At 56.0% G+C, this 14,503-nt stretch carries 12 protein-coding genes; 9 read left to right on the top strand and 3 right to left on the bottom strand.

Annotation, left to right across the window (positions count from 1 at the left end):
* Nucleotides 1-81 precede the first annotated feature (81 nt).
* The 7 genes from RUESEDTHA_RS17990 to RUESEDTHA_RS17960 all read left to right on the top strand — a co-directional run bounded on the left by RUESEDTHA_RS17990 (nt 82) and on the right by RUESEDTHA_RS17960 (nt 7,451).
* The gene (locus tag RUESEDTHA_RS17990; protein WP_180888054.1) at nt 82-267 is read left to right on the top strand and encodes a hypothetical protein; all 186 of its coding nucleotides are present in this window, start codon (nt 82-84) and stop codon (nt 265-267) included.
* Nucleotides 268-334: 67 nt separating this feature from the next.
* Nucleotides 335-1,360, top strand: coding sequence for an FAD:protein FMN transferase (locus RUESEDTHA_RS17985; RefSeq protein ID WP_180888053.1), 1,026 nt, complete (start codon nt 335-337; stop codon nt 1,358-1,360).
* 15 nt (nt 1,361-1,375) lie between these two features.
* Nucleotides 1,376-1,618: a (Na+)-NQR maturation NqrM gene (gene nqrM / locus RUESEDTHA_RS17980; protein ID WP_170356551.1), complete on the top strand. Its 243-nt coding sequence runs from the start codon at nt 1,376-1,378 to the stop codon at nt 1,616-1,618.
* Nucleotides 1,619-1,683: 65 nt separating this feature from the next.
* A complete protein-coding gene (locus RUESEDTHA_RS17975; RefSeq protein ID WP_180888052.1) occupies nt 1,684-3,357 on the top strand; it encodes a sulfatase-like hydrolase/transferase in 1,674 nt (557 codons plus the stop codon).
* Nucleotides 3,358-3,459: 102 nt separating this feature from the next.
* Nucleotides 3,460-4,977 (top strand): 2,3-bisphosphoglycerate-independent phosphoglycerate mutase, encoded by a 1,518-nt coding sequence (gpmI, locus tag RUESEDTHA_RS17970; protein WP_180888051.1) that lies wholly within the window; start codon nt 3,460-3,462, stop codon nt 4,975-4,977.
* Complete coding sequence (locus RUESEDTHA_RS17965; RefSeq protein ID WP_180888050.1) at nt 4,974-6,104, top strand: murein hydrolase activator EnvC; 1,131 nt, start codon at nt 4,974-4,976, stop codon at nt 6,102-6,104. Before gpmI ends, RUESEDTHA_RS17965 begins: the two co-directional genes overlap by 4 nt.
* Nucleotides 6,105-6,110: 6 nt before the next feature.
* Nucleotides 6,111-7,451 (top strand): S41 family peptidase, encoded by a 1,341-nt coding sequence (locus RUESEDTHA_RS17960; RefSeq protein WP_180888049.1) that lies wholly within the window; start codon nt 6,111-6,113, stop codon nt 7,449-7,451.
* Nucleotides 7,452-7,490: 39 nt separating this feature from the next.
* Here the strand turns inward: RUESEDTHA_RS17960 and RUESEDTHA_RS17955 are convergent, their stop codons facing one another.
* The 3 genes from RUESEDTHA_RS17955 to RUESEDTHA_RS17945 all read right to left on the bottom strand — a co-directional run bounded on the left by RUESEDTHA_RS17955 (nt 7,491) and on the right by RUESEDTHA_RS17945 (nt 10,238).
* On the bottom strand, nt 7,491-9,017 hold the full coding sequence (locus RUESEDTHA_RS17955; protein WP_180888048.1) for an MFS transporter: 1,527 nt from the start codon (nt 9,015-9,017) through the stop codon (nt 7,491-7,493).
* A gap of 88 nt (nt 9,018-9,105) precedes the next feature.
* Nucleotides 9,106-9,465, bottom strand: coding sequence for a hypothetical protein (locus RUESEDTHA_RS17950; protein ID WP_180888047.1), 360 nt, complete (start codon nt 9,463-9,465; stop codon nt 9,106-9,108).
* A gap of 11 nt (nt 9,466-9,476) precedes the next feature.
* Nucleotides 9,477-10,238, bottom strand: a complete 762-nt coding sequence (locus RUESEDTHA_RS17945; protein ID WP_180888046.1) for a DUF6478 family protein — start codon at nt 10,236-10,238, stop codon at nt 9,477-9,479.
* 242 nt (nt 10,239-10,480) lie between these two features.
* Here RUESEDTHA_RS17945 and RUESEDTHA_RS17940 point away from each other — a divergent pair, with 242 nt between their 5' ends.
* Nucleotides 10,481-13,579: an ABC transporter transmembrane domain-containing protein gene (locus RUESEDTHA_RS17940; protein WP_180888045.1), complete on the top strand. Its 3,099-nt coding sequence runs from the start codon at nt 10,481-10,483 to the stop codon at nt 13,577-13,579.
* Entirely contained in the window at nt 13,572-14,468 is an 897-nt protein-coding gene (locus tag RUESEDTHA_RS17935) for a CPBP family intramembrane glutamic endopeptidase (RefSeq protein ID WP_180888044.1), read from the top strand. The genes RUESEDTHA_RS17940 and RUESEDTHA_RS17935 overlap by 8 nt, the downstream gene beginning before the upstream one ends.
* The last annotated feature ends 35 nt before the right edge of the window (nt 14,469-14,503 follow it).

Raw genomic sequence — 14,503 nt, 5'->3', positions numbered from 1 at the left:
CTTACCGCAGCTTTGCGACCTGTATAGGGTTCAATTGCCCCTAGCGTGAAAAACCGCCTAACATACAGGATATTCAACCTTTTGTCTGACCTTTACCTGACCCCACCTGTTTCCGCGTTGATCTTCTTCGTTGTGGTCGTATGTGGCCACAATTTCCGCATGACATGGAAACAGCAGGCACCGGGTTGGCAAAGAAAAGCATGGCTGTTCGGCCTACCGGCAGGAATTGGCCTGCTTGTGCTGGGGTTCATGCCCTTGAAACTGTAAGGCTGGTTTGACTCTGCCAAAGGCCACTGGCATACGCCGATCACGCTTTCCCACAGGAGATTCCCGTATGCGTCTTTTGCCTGTTCTGGCTTTTGCGACACTCGTATCCGGCTGTTTGTTCGACAAAGAGCCAGACGTCGTGCGTTTGTCTGGCGAGACGATGGGAACAACCTTCAACATCACGGCGATTGGCGTGGACATCGACGAAGAAGCCCTTGCTGTTGCGGTTGAGGAAACCTTGGCAGACGTGAATGCCAAGATGTCCAATTGGGATGAAAATTCGGAAGTCTCCAAGTTTTCCAAGTCTCAGAGCACCGAGCCGACGCAGGTTTCAGAAGAATTTGCCCTGGTCATCGCGGCGGCCAATGACGTCCACGAAAAATCTGGCGGTACATTCGATGTAACGCTTGGGCCTCTGATTGAACTCTGGGGGTTTGGTCCGCGAAAACCCGAAGATCCTGTTCCCTCGGACGAAGACATTCAGGCTGCATTGAACAGCGTCGGGCAGGCGCGCCTTTTGACATTGGATCATGAGGCGGGGACTTTGGCCAAGTCGGATGTCGGGGTGGGAATCAACTTGTCGGCGATCGCAAAGGGTTACGGAATTGATGCCGTTGCAGGCACCCTGCAGGATGCCGGGATCGAGGATTACATGGTCGAGATCGGCGGCGATCTGGTCACCATGGGTGAAAACGATAAGGGCGAGGCTTGGCGGATCGGGATCGAGAAACCCGAAGCAGGGGCGCAGAACCTGCAGTTGATCGTGCAGTTGGACGATCTGGGCATGGCGACGTCCGGCGACTACAAGAATTTCTTCGAACAGGACGGTGTGCGCTATTCGCATATCATCGACCCAACCACAGGGCGACCGATTACGCACCGGACCACATCGGTGACCGTACTGGCCGAAAACGCGATGATGGCGGATGCGTGGGCGACGGCGATGCTGGCGCTGGGTCAGGAAAAAGGTATGGAACTGGCCGAGAAGCATAAACTTGCCGTGTATTTCATCTCGCGGGATGTGACAGGCGGCGAAGATGCTTATATCACAGTACACAGCACCGCGTTCAAAGACGCTTTGGGCACCAACTGACAAACAGGGACTGATATGAGTACCTTTATTCTGGCATTTATCCTGTTGGCCCTTGTGATGGTGGGCATGTCACTGGGTGTCATGTTGATGGGGAAGACCATCAAAGGTAGCTGCGGCGGCCTGAACGCAATCTCGGGCGCTGATAAATGCGTGGTTTGCCAGAAAGACGTCGACCCAAACAGCCCGCTGCGCGATCAATTGCAATGCAAGCGCGCCAAGAAAATGCTGGAACAGATGGAACGCGAAGCGCAGGTGTGATTTGCGCTTAACCGACGGGCAGGGGTTGGCTAATCTGCGATCCTGACGATCGGGGAGGCATCGCGTTGGCCAAAGCCAAAAACATTCTGTTCATCATGTTTGACCAGCTCCGCTGGGATTACCTGAGTTGCTACGGCCACCCACACTTACATACCCCGAATATTGACCGATTGGCGGCGCGTGGGGTGCGGTTTGATCGTGCCTATATCCAGTCGCCGATCTGCGGGTCGTCGCGCATGTCCACCTATACCGGGCGCTATGTGCATTCGCACGGTGCGTCATGGAACGGTATTCCGCTCAAGGTAGGTGAAATGACAATGGGGGATCATCTGCGCAAAGCCGGGATGGAGTGTTGGCTGGTCGGAAAGACTCATATGCGGGCAGATGCCGAGGGTATGGCGCGGCTGGGTCTGGAGCCTGACAGCCTGATCGGCGCGCGCGTAGCAGAATGCGGCTTCGATGTGTTTGAACGCGACGACGGGATGCTTCCAGAAGGGCCGGATGGGTATTACGACCCTGACGGGGCGAAGGAATACAACAAGTTTCTAACCGCCAAGGGTTATGAGAGTGACAATCCCTGGCATGACTTTGCCAATTCCGGTTTGGATGCGGACGGCAATGTCTTGTCGGGCTGGTTCCTAAAAAACTCTGCCGAGCCCGCCAACATCGCCGAGGAAGACAGCGAAACGCCGTACCTGACCGGGCGAGGGATCGAGTTCATGATATCTCATGACGGACCCTGGTGTTGTCACCTGAGTTTCATCAAACCCCACTGGCCATACATTGTGCCGGAACCTTACGCTTCGATGTATGGGTCTGAACATGTGGTGCCTGTTATTCGCTCTGAACCCGAGCGGCAAAACGCCCATCCGGTCCTCAGGGCCTTTATGGATACCAAGGTCGGGCAGGCCTTCTCCCGCGAAGACGTTCGGGACGCTGTGATCCCGGCCTATATGGGATTGATCAAACAGGCGGACGATCAGATGGGCCGCTTGTTTGAGTGGATGGAAGAAACCGGTCGGATGGACGATACCATGATCGTTCTGACCTCGGACCACGGGGATTTTCTGGGCGATCACTGGATGGGGGAAAAGACGTTCTTCCACGACGCTTCGACCAAGGTTCCCCTGATCATTTACGACCCTTCGCCCGAAGCTGACAGCACGCGCGGAACGGTTTGTGATGCTCTGGTCGAGTCGATTGACCTTGCCCCAACTTTCGTTGACGTGACGGGCCAAGAAGTTGCGGATCACATTCTGGAAGGGCATTCCCTGTTGCCGATCCTGCACGGTCTGCGCACGGAAACTCCTCGGGATGTTGTGATCTGCGAATACGACTATTCTGCGTCCCCGATTGCGGACAAGCTAAACGCGTCGGTGCGGGATGCCGTGATGTTTATGGTCGCCGACAAAAAGTGGAAGCTGATCCACTGCGAAGGCGGGCATCGCCCATTGCTGTTTGATCTGGAGAATGACCCGAATGAACTGAACGATCTGGGCGGCTCTGCGGATCATGAAGACGTTATCACGGCCATGTATTCGCATCTTTTCAAATGGACACATCGTCAGTCGCAGCGCACCACCCGGTCCGAGCAACAGTTGATCGAAATGCGCACCAAAAGCCGAGGGCGCGGAGTCGTGGTTGGGGTCTACGATGAAAACGAGGCTCCACTGGAACTGACGGTGAAGTACCGGCACCGGACGGCGCGGCCTTACCGCGAACTCACCGGCAAAGACTAGCCCGCTGTGTGAATTCTTAGGTTTAACGGAATAAAGGCGGTTCACCCGCCGCAGGCCAGACGATACAAGACCACCCAAGAGCAGATAATCCGGAGAGCCGAAATGACCGCGCCCAAACCCGTTGTCCTGTGCATTCTTGATGGTTGGGGTCTGTCAGAGGACACGACTGCCAATGCACCCTTGTTGGCGAACACACCAACCTTTGACAAGATTATGGCGATCGGGCCTCACGCGACCCTGATCACGCATGGCCCGGATGTTGGGCTGCCCAGTGGTCAGATGGGCAATTCCGAAGTTGGCCATACCAATATCGGCGCGGGCCGTGTGGTGGCGATGGATCTGGGACAAATTGATCTGGCGATTGAAGATGGCTCATTCTTCGAAAATGAGGCTCTGCAAGCCTTCATCACTAAGGTTAAAGCGTCAGGCGGTACGGCACACCTGATGGGGCTGGTCTCGGATGGGGGCGTACACGGGCACCTGAACCATATCGTCGCCGCAGCAAAGGCGATCACGGATGCCGGAGTTCCGGTGGCTTTGCACGCTGTGACCGACGGCCGCGATGTGGCTCCAAAATCTGCGTTTACCTACGTTGCCGAACTGGAAGGCCGGTTGCCGGAAGGTGCACGTATTGTGACCGTCAGCGGACGTTATTTTGCGATGGACCGCGACAACCGCTGGGAACGCGTCAGCGAAGCATACAGCGCGATGATCAAAGGGCAGGGGCGGGCGGCAGCTACGGCGCATGGCGCGATTGACCATGCATATAATCAGTCAGAAACCGACGAATTCATTGTGCCAACGGTATTGGCTGGCTTTGATGGTGTAAAAGACGGCGACGGATTCTTCTGCCTGAATTTCCGCGCCGACCGCGCGCGCGAAATATTGCGCGCCATCGGGGAACCCGGCTTTGGTGACTTTGAAACGGGGTCGCGCCCGCAGCTATCCGCTCTTTTGGGCATGGTCGAATATTCCGACGGCCACAACGCCTATATGACCACCGTCTTCCCCAAGCGCGATATCGTAAACACGCTGGGCGAATGGGTGGCCAAACAGGGGCTGCGCCAATTCCGTCTGGCCGAGACCGAAAAATACCCGCACGTCACTTTTTTCCTGAACGGCGGTAAGGAAATCCCGGAATCGGGCGAGGATCGCTTTATGCCCAAATCGCCCAAAGTCGCGACCTATGACTTACAGCCCGAGATGTCTTCTGCAGACGTCACAGCCAAATTCGTTGAAGCAATTGAAGAAGGTTATGACCTGATTGTCACAAACTATGCCAACCCGGACATGGTTGGGCACACCGGCGATCTGCAGGCGGCGATCAAGGCCTGCGAAGCGGTGGATCAAGGTCTGGCACAGGTTGTTGCAGCACTTGAAAAGGCAGGTGGGGCGATGATCGTGACGGCCGATCACGGAAACTGCGAGGTGATGGTAGACCCTGAAACCGGTGGTCCGCACACTGCACACACGTTGAACCCGGTGCCGGTTGCTTTGGTTGGCGGTCCAGCCGGTGCGTCGCTGCGGGATGGGCGTTTGTCTGATCTGGCGCCCACGCTTCTGGACCTGATGGAAATTGACCAGCCGCCAGAGATGACCGGGCAGAGTTTGTTGTCATGACGTTTCGCGCGCTTATTCTGGCGATGGCCTTCGCATCGCCTGCCAGTGCACAGACAGATCCGTCGACCGCCGCGCTGAACGCCGCGCGCAAACTTGAACAGGCGTCAATTGCACTGACCGAAGCTGACAGTGCCCGAGATCGCGTGCGCGCACTGACTGCGACAATACAGGCCTATGAGGCCGGGCTTTCAGCAATGCGGGACGGTTTGCGCCGGGCTGCCACGCGTGAGGCCCAATTGACAGCCGAACTACACGCACGTGAAGAGGATGTGGCCCAGCTATTGGGTGTCCTTCAAACCATTGAGACAACCGCGCCGCCGGTTCTCATGCTACACCCGTCTGGCCCGTTGGGGTCGGCACGCGCCGGGATGATGCTATCCGAAGTCACTCCGGCCCTGAATGCCCGCGCGCAGGCATTGGCCGAAAACCTGCATGAGGTTCAGACACTACGCCTGTTGCAGCAAAACGCGTCGGAAACCCTGACCGAAGGGTTGGTTGGGGTGCAGACAGCGCGCACCAAGTTGAGCGAAGCGATCTCTGATCGAACGGACTTGCCCCGCAGATTTATCGAAGACCCGATCCGCACCGCCATTCTGATTTCCTCGACCGAAACTTTGGAAGGGTTTGCCAGCGGATTGTCGGAAATATCAGAAGGTGAAATCGCGCAGACCGATGCGAATGTTTCAAACCGGCAGGGCCAGATCGCTCTGCCATCGCGGGGTGTCATTTTGCACCATGCCGACGAATCCGATGCTGCCGGTGTCACCCGGCCCGGCATTGTCCTGGCGACCCGGCCACGCGCGATTGTCACGTCCCCAACTGCCGCAACCATTCGATATCGCGGGCCTTTGTTGGAACTTGGCAACCTGATAATTCTTGAACCTCAGCCGGGACTGCTGTTCGTTTTTGCCGGGTTGCAGGAGGTTTATGGTGAAGCCGGACAAGTGATCCCCGAGGGCACTCCGGTCGGGTTGATGCCCGGTGAAACACCAGAAATAGGCGCTATTTTGTCAACAAGCGGTGATGGCACTGGAACTGAGCGGTCAGAAACGCTCTATATAGAGGTAAGACAAGATAACAGCCCCGTGGACCCGGAATCTTGGTTTCGGACCGACAAGGATGGATAAACGAGTATGAAGAAATTTGTGATGGCCGGTTTGGCCGGAACCCTGGCAGGTATCGTCGCAACGACGCAGATTGCTGGTCCCCTGCTTGCTCAAGAGGCCGAAAACAAGGCCAGTGTATATGAGCAACTGGACCTGTTTGGCGATATTTTTGAACGCATTCGCGCGCAATATGTCGAAGAGGTTGAGCCCGAAGAACTGATTGAAGCCGCGATTGACGGGATGCTGACATCGCTGGACCCGCATTCAAGCTATCTGTCGCCCGATGACGCCGAGCAGATGCGCGTCCAAACCCGGGGTGAGTTCGGTGGTTTGGGCATCGAGGTCACACAGGAAGAAGGCTTTGTAAAAGTCGTCTCACCGATCGACGGCACTCCGGCGGATGAGGCGGGGATCGAAGCAGGTGACTTCATCACGCATGTCGATGGCGAAAGCATCTTGGGTCTGACGCTGGATAAGGCCGTTGATCTGATGCGCGGCCCTGTTGGGTCCGAGATCATCATCACGGTCGTTCGGGAAGGTGAGACTGATCCTTTTGACGTCACCATCATCCGCGACACAATCAAGCTGACTGCCGTGCGCGCCCGGACCGAAGGCACAAGCGTCGTGTTGCGTGTGACCACTTTCAACGACCAGACCTTCCCCAATCTGGAAGAAGGATTGAATGAGCAGATCGCCGAAATTGGCGGCATCGACAAGGTCAACGGCGTTGTTCTTGACCTCAGGAACAATCCGGGCGGGCTGTTGACGCAGGCGATCAAAGTGTCCGACGCCTTCCTGAACGAAGGCGAGATTGTCTCGACCCGCGGCCGTGACGCAAATGATGGCGAGCGGTTTAATGCAACGCCGGGCGATCTGGCCGAAGGCAAGCCAATTGTCGTGCTGATCAATGGTGGATCTGCATCAGCGTCCGAGATCGTCGCAGGTGCGCTTCAGGATCACCGCCGTGCGATCGTTGTTGGGACAAAAAGCTTCGGTAAAGGGTCGGTACAGACCGTCATGCCTCTGCGGGGCGACGGCGCAATGCGCCTGACCACGTCACGCTACTATACACCGTCGGGCCGCTCGATTCAGGCACTTGGCGTCAGCCCGGATATCATCGTCGAGCAACCGCGTTCCGCGCCTGAAACAGAAGAAGACGAAAGCGATGCGCGCACCCGGTCCGAGGCTGACCTGCGTGGCAGCCTGAACAATGACAGCCTGAGCGAAGATGAGATTCGCCAGATTGAGGAAGATCGCGCCAAGGCCGAAGAAACGGCTGAACTGCGGGAAGAGGATTATCAACTGGCCTATGCCATTGACATTCTAAAGGGACTGTCAGCGTTTAATCCAAACGGGCCATCCCAATAAGATACTAGGGCCGCCAACTGGCGGCCCTTTTTCTTTTCGTCAGCTTTCGACGCTGCGCAGATTGTCTTCGTCCAGCATCATCGCCAGAACGACACCCACCGAAACAGATATGGCGGCAAAGACAAACGCCATGTTCATACCAGTGTCGAACGCGGCAGCGATTGCTGACTCAACTCTTTCAGCTTCTGCCGAACTGAGCTTGGACATGACCGCCTTTGCCGAGTCCGTTGTCAGGGTTCCCCCGTTGATGGCCCTTTGGTCCGCCTCTGACATGTTGATGCCGTCCGCGGAAAGCCGTTTGCCAAGACTGGACAGGCTGGTGACATACATGATCGCCGTTGCACAGGCGACCGAGATCGCCCCATAGACCAGGTGGGTCATAAAGCTTAATCCGCCGACCAGCCCCGCACGCTCGGGCTTGACGGCGCAGACGGCTGCCGTACCGGAAGGCCCGACCGTAAGCGTGGCACCCAAGCCAATCATCGCCATGCCGGGCAAAATCTGGAAATACCCAAGGCCACTGGGCATCACGACGATACTGACTGCACCCACCGTTGCGATCAGATAACCCCAGAACAGCAGGCGTTTGGGGCCAAAGTCATTATAAAGCGTACCCGAAACGATCGACCCGACAGCCAACAAAACGGTTAGCGGGGCAAGGCCAAGCGCCGAATGAAACACCGACCAACCCAGAACCTTTTGCATATATTGCGGGAAATACAGCAATCCGACAAAGGCCGCCGACACATTGAACATGTTAAGCCCCAGCGTAATCCGGAACTCGCGGTTCTGCATCATTTGCGGCATCAGCAACGGCTCTTTCACACGCTTTTCGACCATCGGGAAAAAGAAAAACAAGACGGCACTGACGAAGAACAGCATCAGTAACGGGACCGACGTCCATCCCCAATCGGCACCCACGTCCAACCCGTAGAGCAGTAACAAAACCGCAAAGGACAAAAGACCCATACCGGCGAAATCCAGATGCTCGCCCTTTTTGTGCTGAGTTTCACGCTCCATCAAAACAAGGGCGGTCACCATCGAAACGGTCGAGAAGACGACATTTGCCAGAAAGAACATCCTCCAGTCACCAAAGCTGACGGCCATTCCGCTGATCATCGGACCAAAGACATTGCCGGTGGTTACACCGGCAAGGATCAGACCCATGATCATGGCTCTGTGTTCTGGTTTGGAAACCTTGGTGGCACCGAAGGCCAAAGTGCAGGGCCACACGCATCCTGCGCCGATCCCCTGCAAGGCACGTGATGCGATCAGAAAATCCAGGCTTGGCGAAACAAAACACATGACCGATGCAAACAGAAAGATCGAAAGGCCAATCAGCATCATCCTGCGATGGCCAAACATATCCCCCATGCGTCCACCCGCGACCATGGTCATGGCAAAAAACAGGGCATAGATATTCAGCACCCACTGAGTGCTGGTGATATCAGCGTCAAAGCTGTTTTCGATAGCGGGTACCAATATCAAGGCACCCGTAAAGTCGATGCCGATGCCGAACCCCGTCACCATCAGCGCGATCACCTTGATTATGCTGGCTCGGTCCATGAACGCATCCTGTTTCCGAAAAATGCACCCATGATGCATGGAAACGAGCCAAAAGATAGGGTTATGCGGTGTTTGGGGGGACGAATACCTAGTCGCCCGACGTCTGTACCCGGCGGAAAGCGCGCTTCAGCATGTCCAGTTCTGCGCGCAGCAGATTGACCTCGGCCCTTATGTCGTCAGCCGCCGCCATTCCAGCAATCACGGTGAAGTCTGCAAGTTTCCGTGACGTTTCCCGGTCCACGATCAGAAAACTGTGGACCCCGTCGGATAAGGCCGCGGTGGGAACTTCTACGCTCAGAGCCCATCCGCCTTTGGTCGGAGACAAGGCAACGCCATCCAGTTTTTGCCCCAGATACCGAACTTCGATCCGAGGTTCCGTTTCTGCTGAAAGGTGCCCGTGCCAGGTGCCGTTTTTCAGTCGGATGGGCGTCAGAATAGGGGGTGTCATATCCAAGTAACTCACAAATCGGCACGGTAGTGGCGGCAGAAGGTCAGGTCACGCAGAATGATGCGGTTCATTGCGGGATTGTCCATGATCAGGTCTAGCCAAACCTTATCAATACGCCGTTCATTCAAAGGTAAATGCGCCAGATCGAAATCTGCCACGCTGGAGGTGTGGGATATGTCAAGCGGACGCAGGACCTGATCGGTATTTGGGCCGTGCTGGATATTCAGCCGCGCCATGATGCTTGATGGACGCTCTGCCTCGGCATGCACGTCAACGCGCACCAGATGTTGTTTGCTGAATCCCTGCGTGGCCTCGACAGGCAAATCAACGGTCAGGGACAGAAATGATCCGGTGAACCCGAATACCTCTAGGCTCAGTCCAAATGCGGCAAGGTCGTTGTCCCGCGTGTTTCGCGTTTGACGGATTCCAATCTCGGACAAACGGCAGTCATGAAACAAAGACACATGCTGATCCATCGTGACTTTACGAGGGGCCGACGCCACACCGGAACGCGGCAGCGGTCCCCGCCAAAGGTCTGGCCGCCAGTACCAATCTGTTCCCAACGGCTTGGGAAACTGGGATGAGCCGATCAGCGGGCGCATCAGTTGACCGTCTGCTTCGAGGATCAATTGGTCGAGGTGACCGCGCAGCCTGCGCGCCTCGTCTCGTTGTGTGCGCAAAGTTGCGGGTGCGGCGTCTGCTGCAGACTGTGCAGCCTGACGCCAACGCGCAAGAACTTTGCGGTGTATATAGCGATCCAGAAGTCTGCCCATAATCCCATCGCCTGAAGGTATATCTCTTTAGTCAAAGACAGCGATCAGAATAAAGCGGAATTCGAACGAAAAGGATAAATTTTCGCGATACGCCATTACGCTTAGGGCTGGGCAGTCCGGTGGCGTTCTGATACGTCAGGCGGCGTTCTTGCAATCAACCGGGTCTATGCGTACCGTCCGGCACCTGATTGCTGTGGATCATCCGAAAAACTGCATACCATTTTTTGATACAAGGCCGGGGCATGGAACCCACTCTTTTTTCATTCATCTGGAAATATTCAAAGAAACAACAGCTTGTGCTGCTGGTTCTGACTGTATTCTCGTTTCCGTTTCTTTATGCCTCGCTCGAACTGCCCAAGCAGATCATCAACGATGCCATCGGTGCGCCCAGTGATAGCGTGACGGTAATGGGCGTGACGTTCACGCAGGTGCAGTATCTTCTGATCCTCTGCGTTGCATTTCTGGCGACCGTGATTGCCAGCGGATTGATGAAGATGCGGATCAACACGATGAAGGGTGTGCTGGCCGAACGGATGCTACGCCGCCTGCGCTTTACTCTGATTCATCGCACCATGCGGTTTCCCAAGTCCTATTTTGCCACCACCAGTCAGGGTGAGTTGGTGTCCATGATCACATCCGAGGCCGAGCCGATGGGCGGGCTGATGGGCGACGCCATCGCACAGCCGGTGTTTCAGTTTGGTCAGATGATGACCATTGTTACTTTTCTGTTCATGCAGAGCGTCTGGTTTGGTCTGGCCAGTATCGCACTGATCCCATTGCAGGCCTGGCTGATCCCCAAACTGCAGCGGCAGATCAACCTACTGAACAAAGATCGCATTCAGGAAGTGCGCCGGCTGAGCTCTGAGATCGGCGAAAGTGCGGCAGGGATCAGTGATCTTCGTGCTAATGGCGGTTGGCGGTATCGCCTGGCACAATTCAGTCACCGACTGGGGACCTTGTTTGAGATCCGTTTCAAGATCTACAACAAGAAGTTCTTCATGAAATTCCTCAACAACCTGATCACGCAGATCACGCCGTTCCTGTTCTATTCAGTAGGAGGGTATCTTGCGATCAAGGGCGAGGTGACTGTGGGCGCGCTTGTCGCCGCATTGGGAGCTTACAAGGACCTCAGCGGGCCGTGGAAAGACCTTCTGACCTATTACAATCAGGTGCAGGACATGTCGCTGCGGTGGGAAGTTGTGACCGAACGCTTTGCGCCTGACAACATGATCCCTGAAGAGTTGTTTTTGGGCGAGCCCGAGACAATTCCCCATCTCACGGGCGCGATTCAGCTTCAGAATATCACCGTTCGCGACGGTGACGGAAAGACGGTCCTGGAAGACATCGACTTGACCATACCCAAAGGTGCCCGTGTGGCCATCAAGTCATCAAACGCGGCCGAACGCAGCGCGTTGGCACAATTGCTGACCCGGGAGATTTTGCCGGTTCAGGGGGACGTCATCATAGCAGGGCACGATCTTCAGAGCTTGCATCAGGCTGTGATCGCGGCGCGGATCGGATATGCATATTCTCGCCCTTACCTGTTTGATGGCACGCTGGGGGACAACCTGCTTATGCCGCTGCGCACCCACCCTCAGCATGAGGAAGACGCCCAAAAGACCCCGAACCGATGGCAGATCGAAGCGGAACGCGCCGGAAACCCGGTGGATTCCCTGTCTGATGACTGGATTGATCCTGGGCTGGCCGGTCTGGAAGATGCCGAGGAAATCCGCGATTGGTGGTTCCAACTGGTTGAAGCGATGGGCATTGACGAGTTCATGTTCCGCCGCACATTGCGCAGCCAGTTCGACCCGGTTCAGCACCCGACACTGGCGCGTGACATCGTGGGTTTGCGCGAAGTTGTTGCCGAGCGGCTTCGGGACAGAGGGTTGGATCGCTATGTTTACCGGTTCGACCCGGATCGGTTTAACCCAGCCGTTCCCTTGGGCGGCAACCTGCTTTATGCGGCTCCGTCGCGGGACATTTCTCCGGATATTCTGGCCGGTGACGGGCGGTTCATGTCCATGCTGCGCGCGCATGAGTTGGACGATGACGCGATGGGTATCTCAAGCGCGGTTCTCAAGACACTTAACCGCACGTTTGGGCGCGACGGGACAGACCACCCGCTGTTCCTGCGCCTTGGTATGACCAAGGAGATGTACTATCGGCTGCTGGATATCGAGGAACGGCGCATTGCTAAGGGCGACGACGCGATCAGCGAACGCGAGCGCGCATTGCTGCTGACGGTTCCTTTCTTATTGACGGCCGAGCAGATCGGCCCGGATTTCCCGGATGAATACAAAGAAAAGATCCTTTCGATCCGAAGCAATCAGGCTGAACGCCTAAGAACATCAATGGATGGCATGTTCATCCCCGTAGACCCTGAAGCCTATATCGGTCGCATGACGGCCATGGAGAATGCTCTGTTTGGTCGGATTTCACTGACGGCAGGGGCCCACGCGGATGAGATCGAGGATGTTGTTGCCGAAACCATGAACGAGGCCGGTTTACGTCGCCGTGCAGCGGCCATCATTTATGACCTACCATCCGGTTTGGGTGGAAACAACTTGCCGACGGTCTTTCAGGAAAGGGCCGCATTCTCTCGTGCGGGGATCAAGCGCCCCGATGTGCTGATCCTCGACAAGGCACTGGCCAGCCACGATTCCGAAAGCCGCCTGCGAACGCGACTAAAGCTGCGCGAGTTGTTGCCGGATTCGATCATGATCTTTATGGAGGACAGCTTTGCCCATCCCGAAGCCTATGACCTGTTCGTCGAGATCAAAGATGGGCGCATCGACGGTGTCTCGAAAGCGACCACCGAGGAAGACGCTAGCGTTGTCGGCGATCTGGGCCGCAAGCTGAAGATTATTTCTTCGACCGAACTGTTCGCCGGAATAGATGCTAAAAACCAGCGCCTGTTGGCGTTTTCGGCGCAATGGTATGATGTAGCAGCCGGGCAGGTGATATTCTCACACGGGCAAGCGCCAGATGCGGCGTATCTTTGCATTTCCGGTGAGGCCAGTCTTGAATGGCCCGAAGACGGCGGCGGTTCCCGTCCGATTTCAACGGTCGGGCCCGGTCGGTTGATCGGAGACCTATCAATCATAACCAACGACCCAAGGCAGTTGAATTTGGTCGCGGTAAGCGACTGTTCGTTCCTTCGAATCGGTGCGGAAGAATTTCGCGCAGTCGTCGAAAGCGATGCAGGTGTGGCCGTTCAATTGCTTGAAACCGTTGCGGGTTATCTGAATTCTCTTGCGGATCAAATAAACGCCACCAAAGATTCAACCGAATTCTGGGAAGAGTTTGACCTAGCAGAAGGTGAAAGTGACCGTGCCTGAGCCCCGTCCAGCGTATTACGCCGCACATGAAGCTCTGGTTGCTGAAGCGCGCCCAAAGCCCGAGCTATGGCGCCTGCTTGTCGGCTTGGGCTTGGTCGCTGTTGTGGTCACCGTACTGAACCTCGTTCTATTCAGCGTTGTCGTGGGCTTTGGGTCAAATGCGGTAGCCGAAGGGTTTCTGACAGGGTCTACACCGCTGGCGATGATTATTTTGTTGTCCAGTTTTGGCTTCGTCACACTTGGCGTCAGGATGGCGGTTCGGCGCCTTCAAAACAGGTCTCTGGGTTCTGTTCTTGGCTCATTTCGAAGAAGTGCGCGCCAATTCTGGGTTGTCTTTCGTGCGCTGCTGATCCTTGGTTTGGTGATCGCAGTCCTGCCACCCTATGACATGGGGGCACCTTTGACCCCTAATCTGGACCTCTCCACGTGGGTATTGCTTTTGCCGCTGTCGCTGCTTGCGGTTCTGATTCAAACCAGCGCTGAGGAATTGCTGTTTCGCGGTTACATACAACAAAGCCTTGCAGCACGGTTCCAGTCAACCATCATTTGGATGGGACTACCATCCCTGTTATTTGCCATCGGCCACTACGCGCCGGCTGCTGCCGGAGACAATGCGGAGCTGATTGCGTTGTGGTCTTGCATGTTCGGCCTGCTTGCGGCTGACCTCACGGCGCGGTCCGGCACACTGGGTCCGGCTATCGCCTTGCATTTCTTCAATAACCTTATCGCGTTGCTGCTGATCTCGTTGCCCGACAACCTGAGCGGCCTGGCCCTGTTCATTCTGCCCTATGACATGTCGGACACGGAAATGGTGCGCGGATGGTTATATGTGGACTTCGCCGTTATGATCGTCGGCTGGCTGACAGCACGCCTTGCGCTCAGGCGTTGATTGCATTTCTTTCCGCAGCGTCTTATTTGACCTCA

This window comes from Ruegeria sp. THAF57, from assembly GCF_903914075.1.
In the GTDB taxonomy this organism is placed as follows: domain Bacteria; phylum Pseudomonadota; class Alphaproteobacteria; order Rhodobacterales; family Rhodobacteraceae; genus Ruegeria.
Note: the sequence above shows the minus strand (reverse complement) of the source record. Positions and strands in the feature narration are given on the sequence as shown.

Bases quoted from the DNA above. Each gene is read 5' to 3' on its own strand.
- RUESEDTHA_RS17985 (WP_180888053.1), top strand. From the start codon at position 335: ATGCGTCTTTTGCCTGTTCTGGCTTTTGCGACACTCGTATCCGGCTGT.
- nqrM (WP_170356551.1), top strand. From the start codon at position 1,376: ATGAGTACCTTTATTCTGGCATTTATCCTGTTGGCCCTTGTGATGGTG.
- gpmI (WP_180888051.1), top strand. From the start codon at position 3,460: ATGACCGCGCCCAAACCCGTTGTCCTGTGCATTCTTGATGGTTGGGGT.
- RUESEDTHA_RS17965 (WP_180888050.1), top strand. From the start codon at position 4,974: ATGACGTTTCGCGCGCTTATTCTGGCGATGGCCTTCGCATCGCCTGCC.
- RUESEDTHA_RS17960 (WP_180888049.1), top strand. From the start codon at position 6,111: ATGAAGAAATTTGTGATGGCCGGTTTGGCCGGAACCCTGGCAGGTATC.
- RUESEDTHA_RS17955 (WP_180888048.1), bottom strand. From the start codon at position 9,017: ATGGACCGAGCCAGCATAATCAAGGTGATCGCGCTGATGGTGACGGGG.
- RUESEDTHA_RS17950 (WP_180888047.1), bottom strand. From the start codon at position 9,465: ATGACACCCCCTATTCTGACGCCCATCCGACTGAAAAACGGCACCTGG.
- RUESEDTHA_RS17945 (WP_180888046.1), bottom strand. From the start codon at position 10,238: ATGGGCAGACTTCTGGATCGCTATATACACCGCAAAGTTCTTGCGCGT.
- RUESEDTHA_RS17940 (WP_180888045.1), top strand. From the start codon at position 10,481: ATGGAACCCACTCTTTTTTCATTCATCTGGAAATATTCAAAGAAACAA.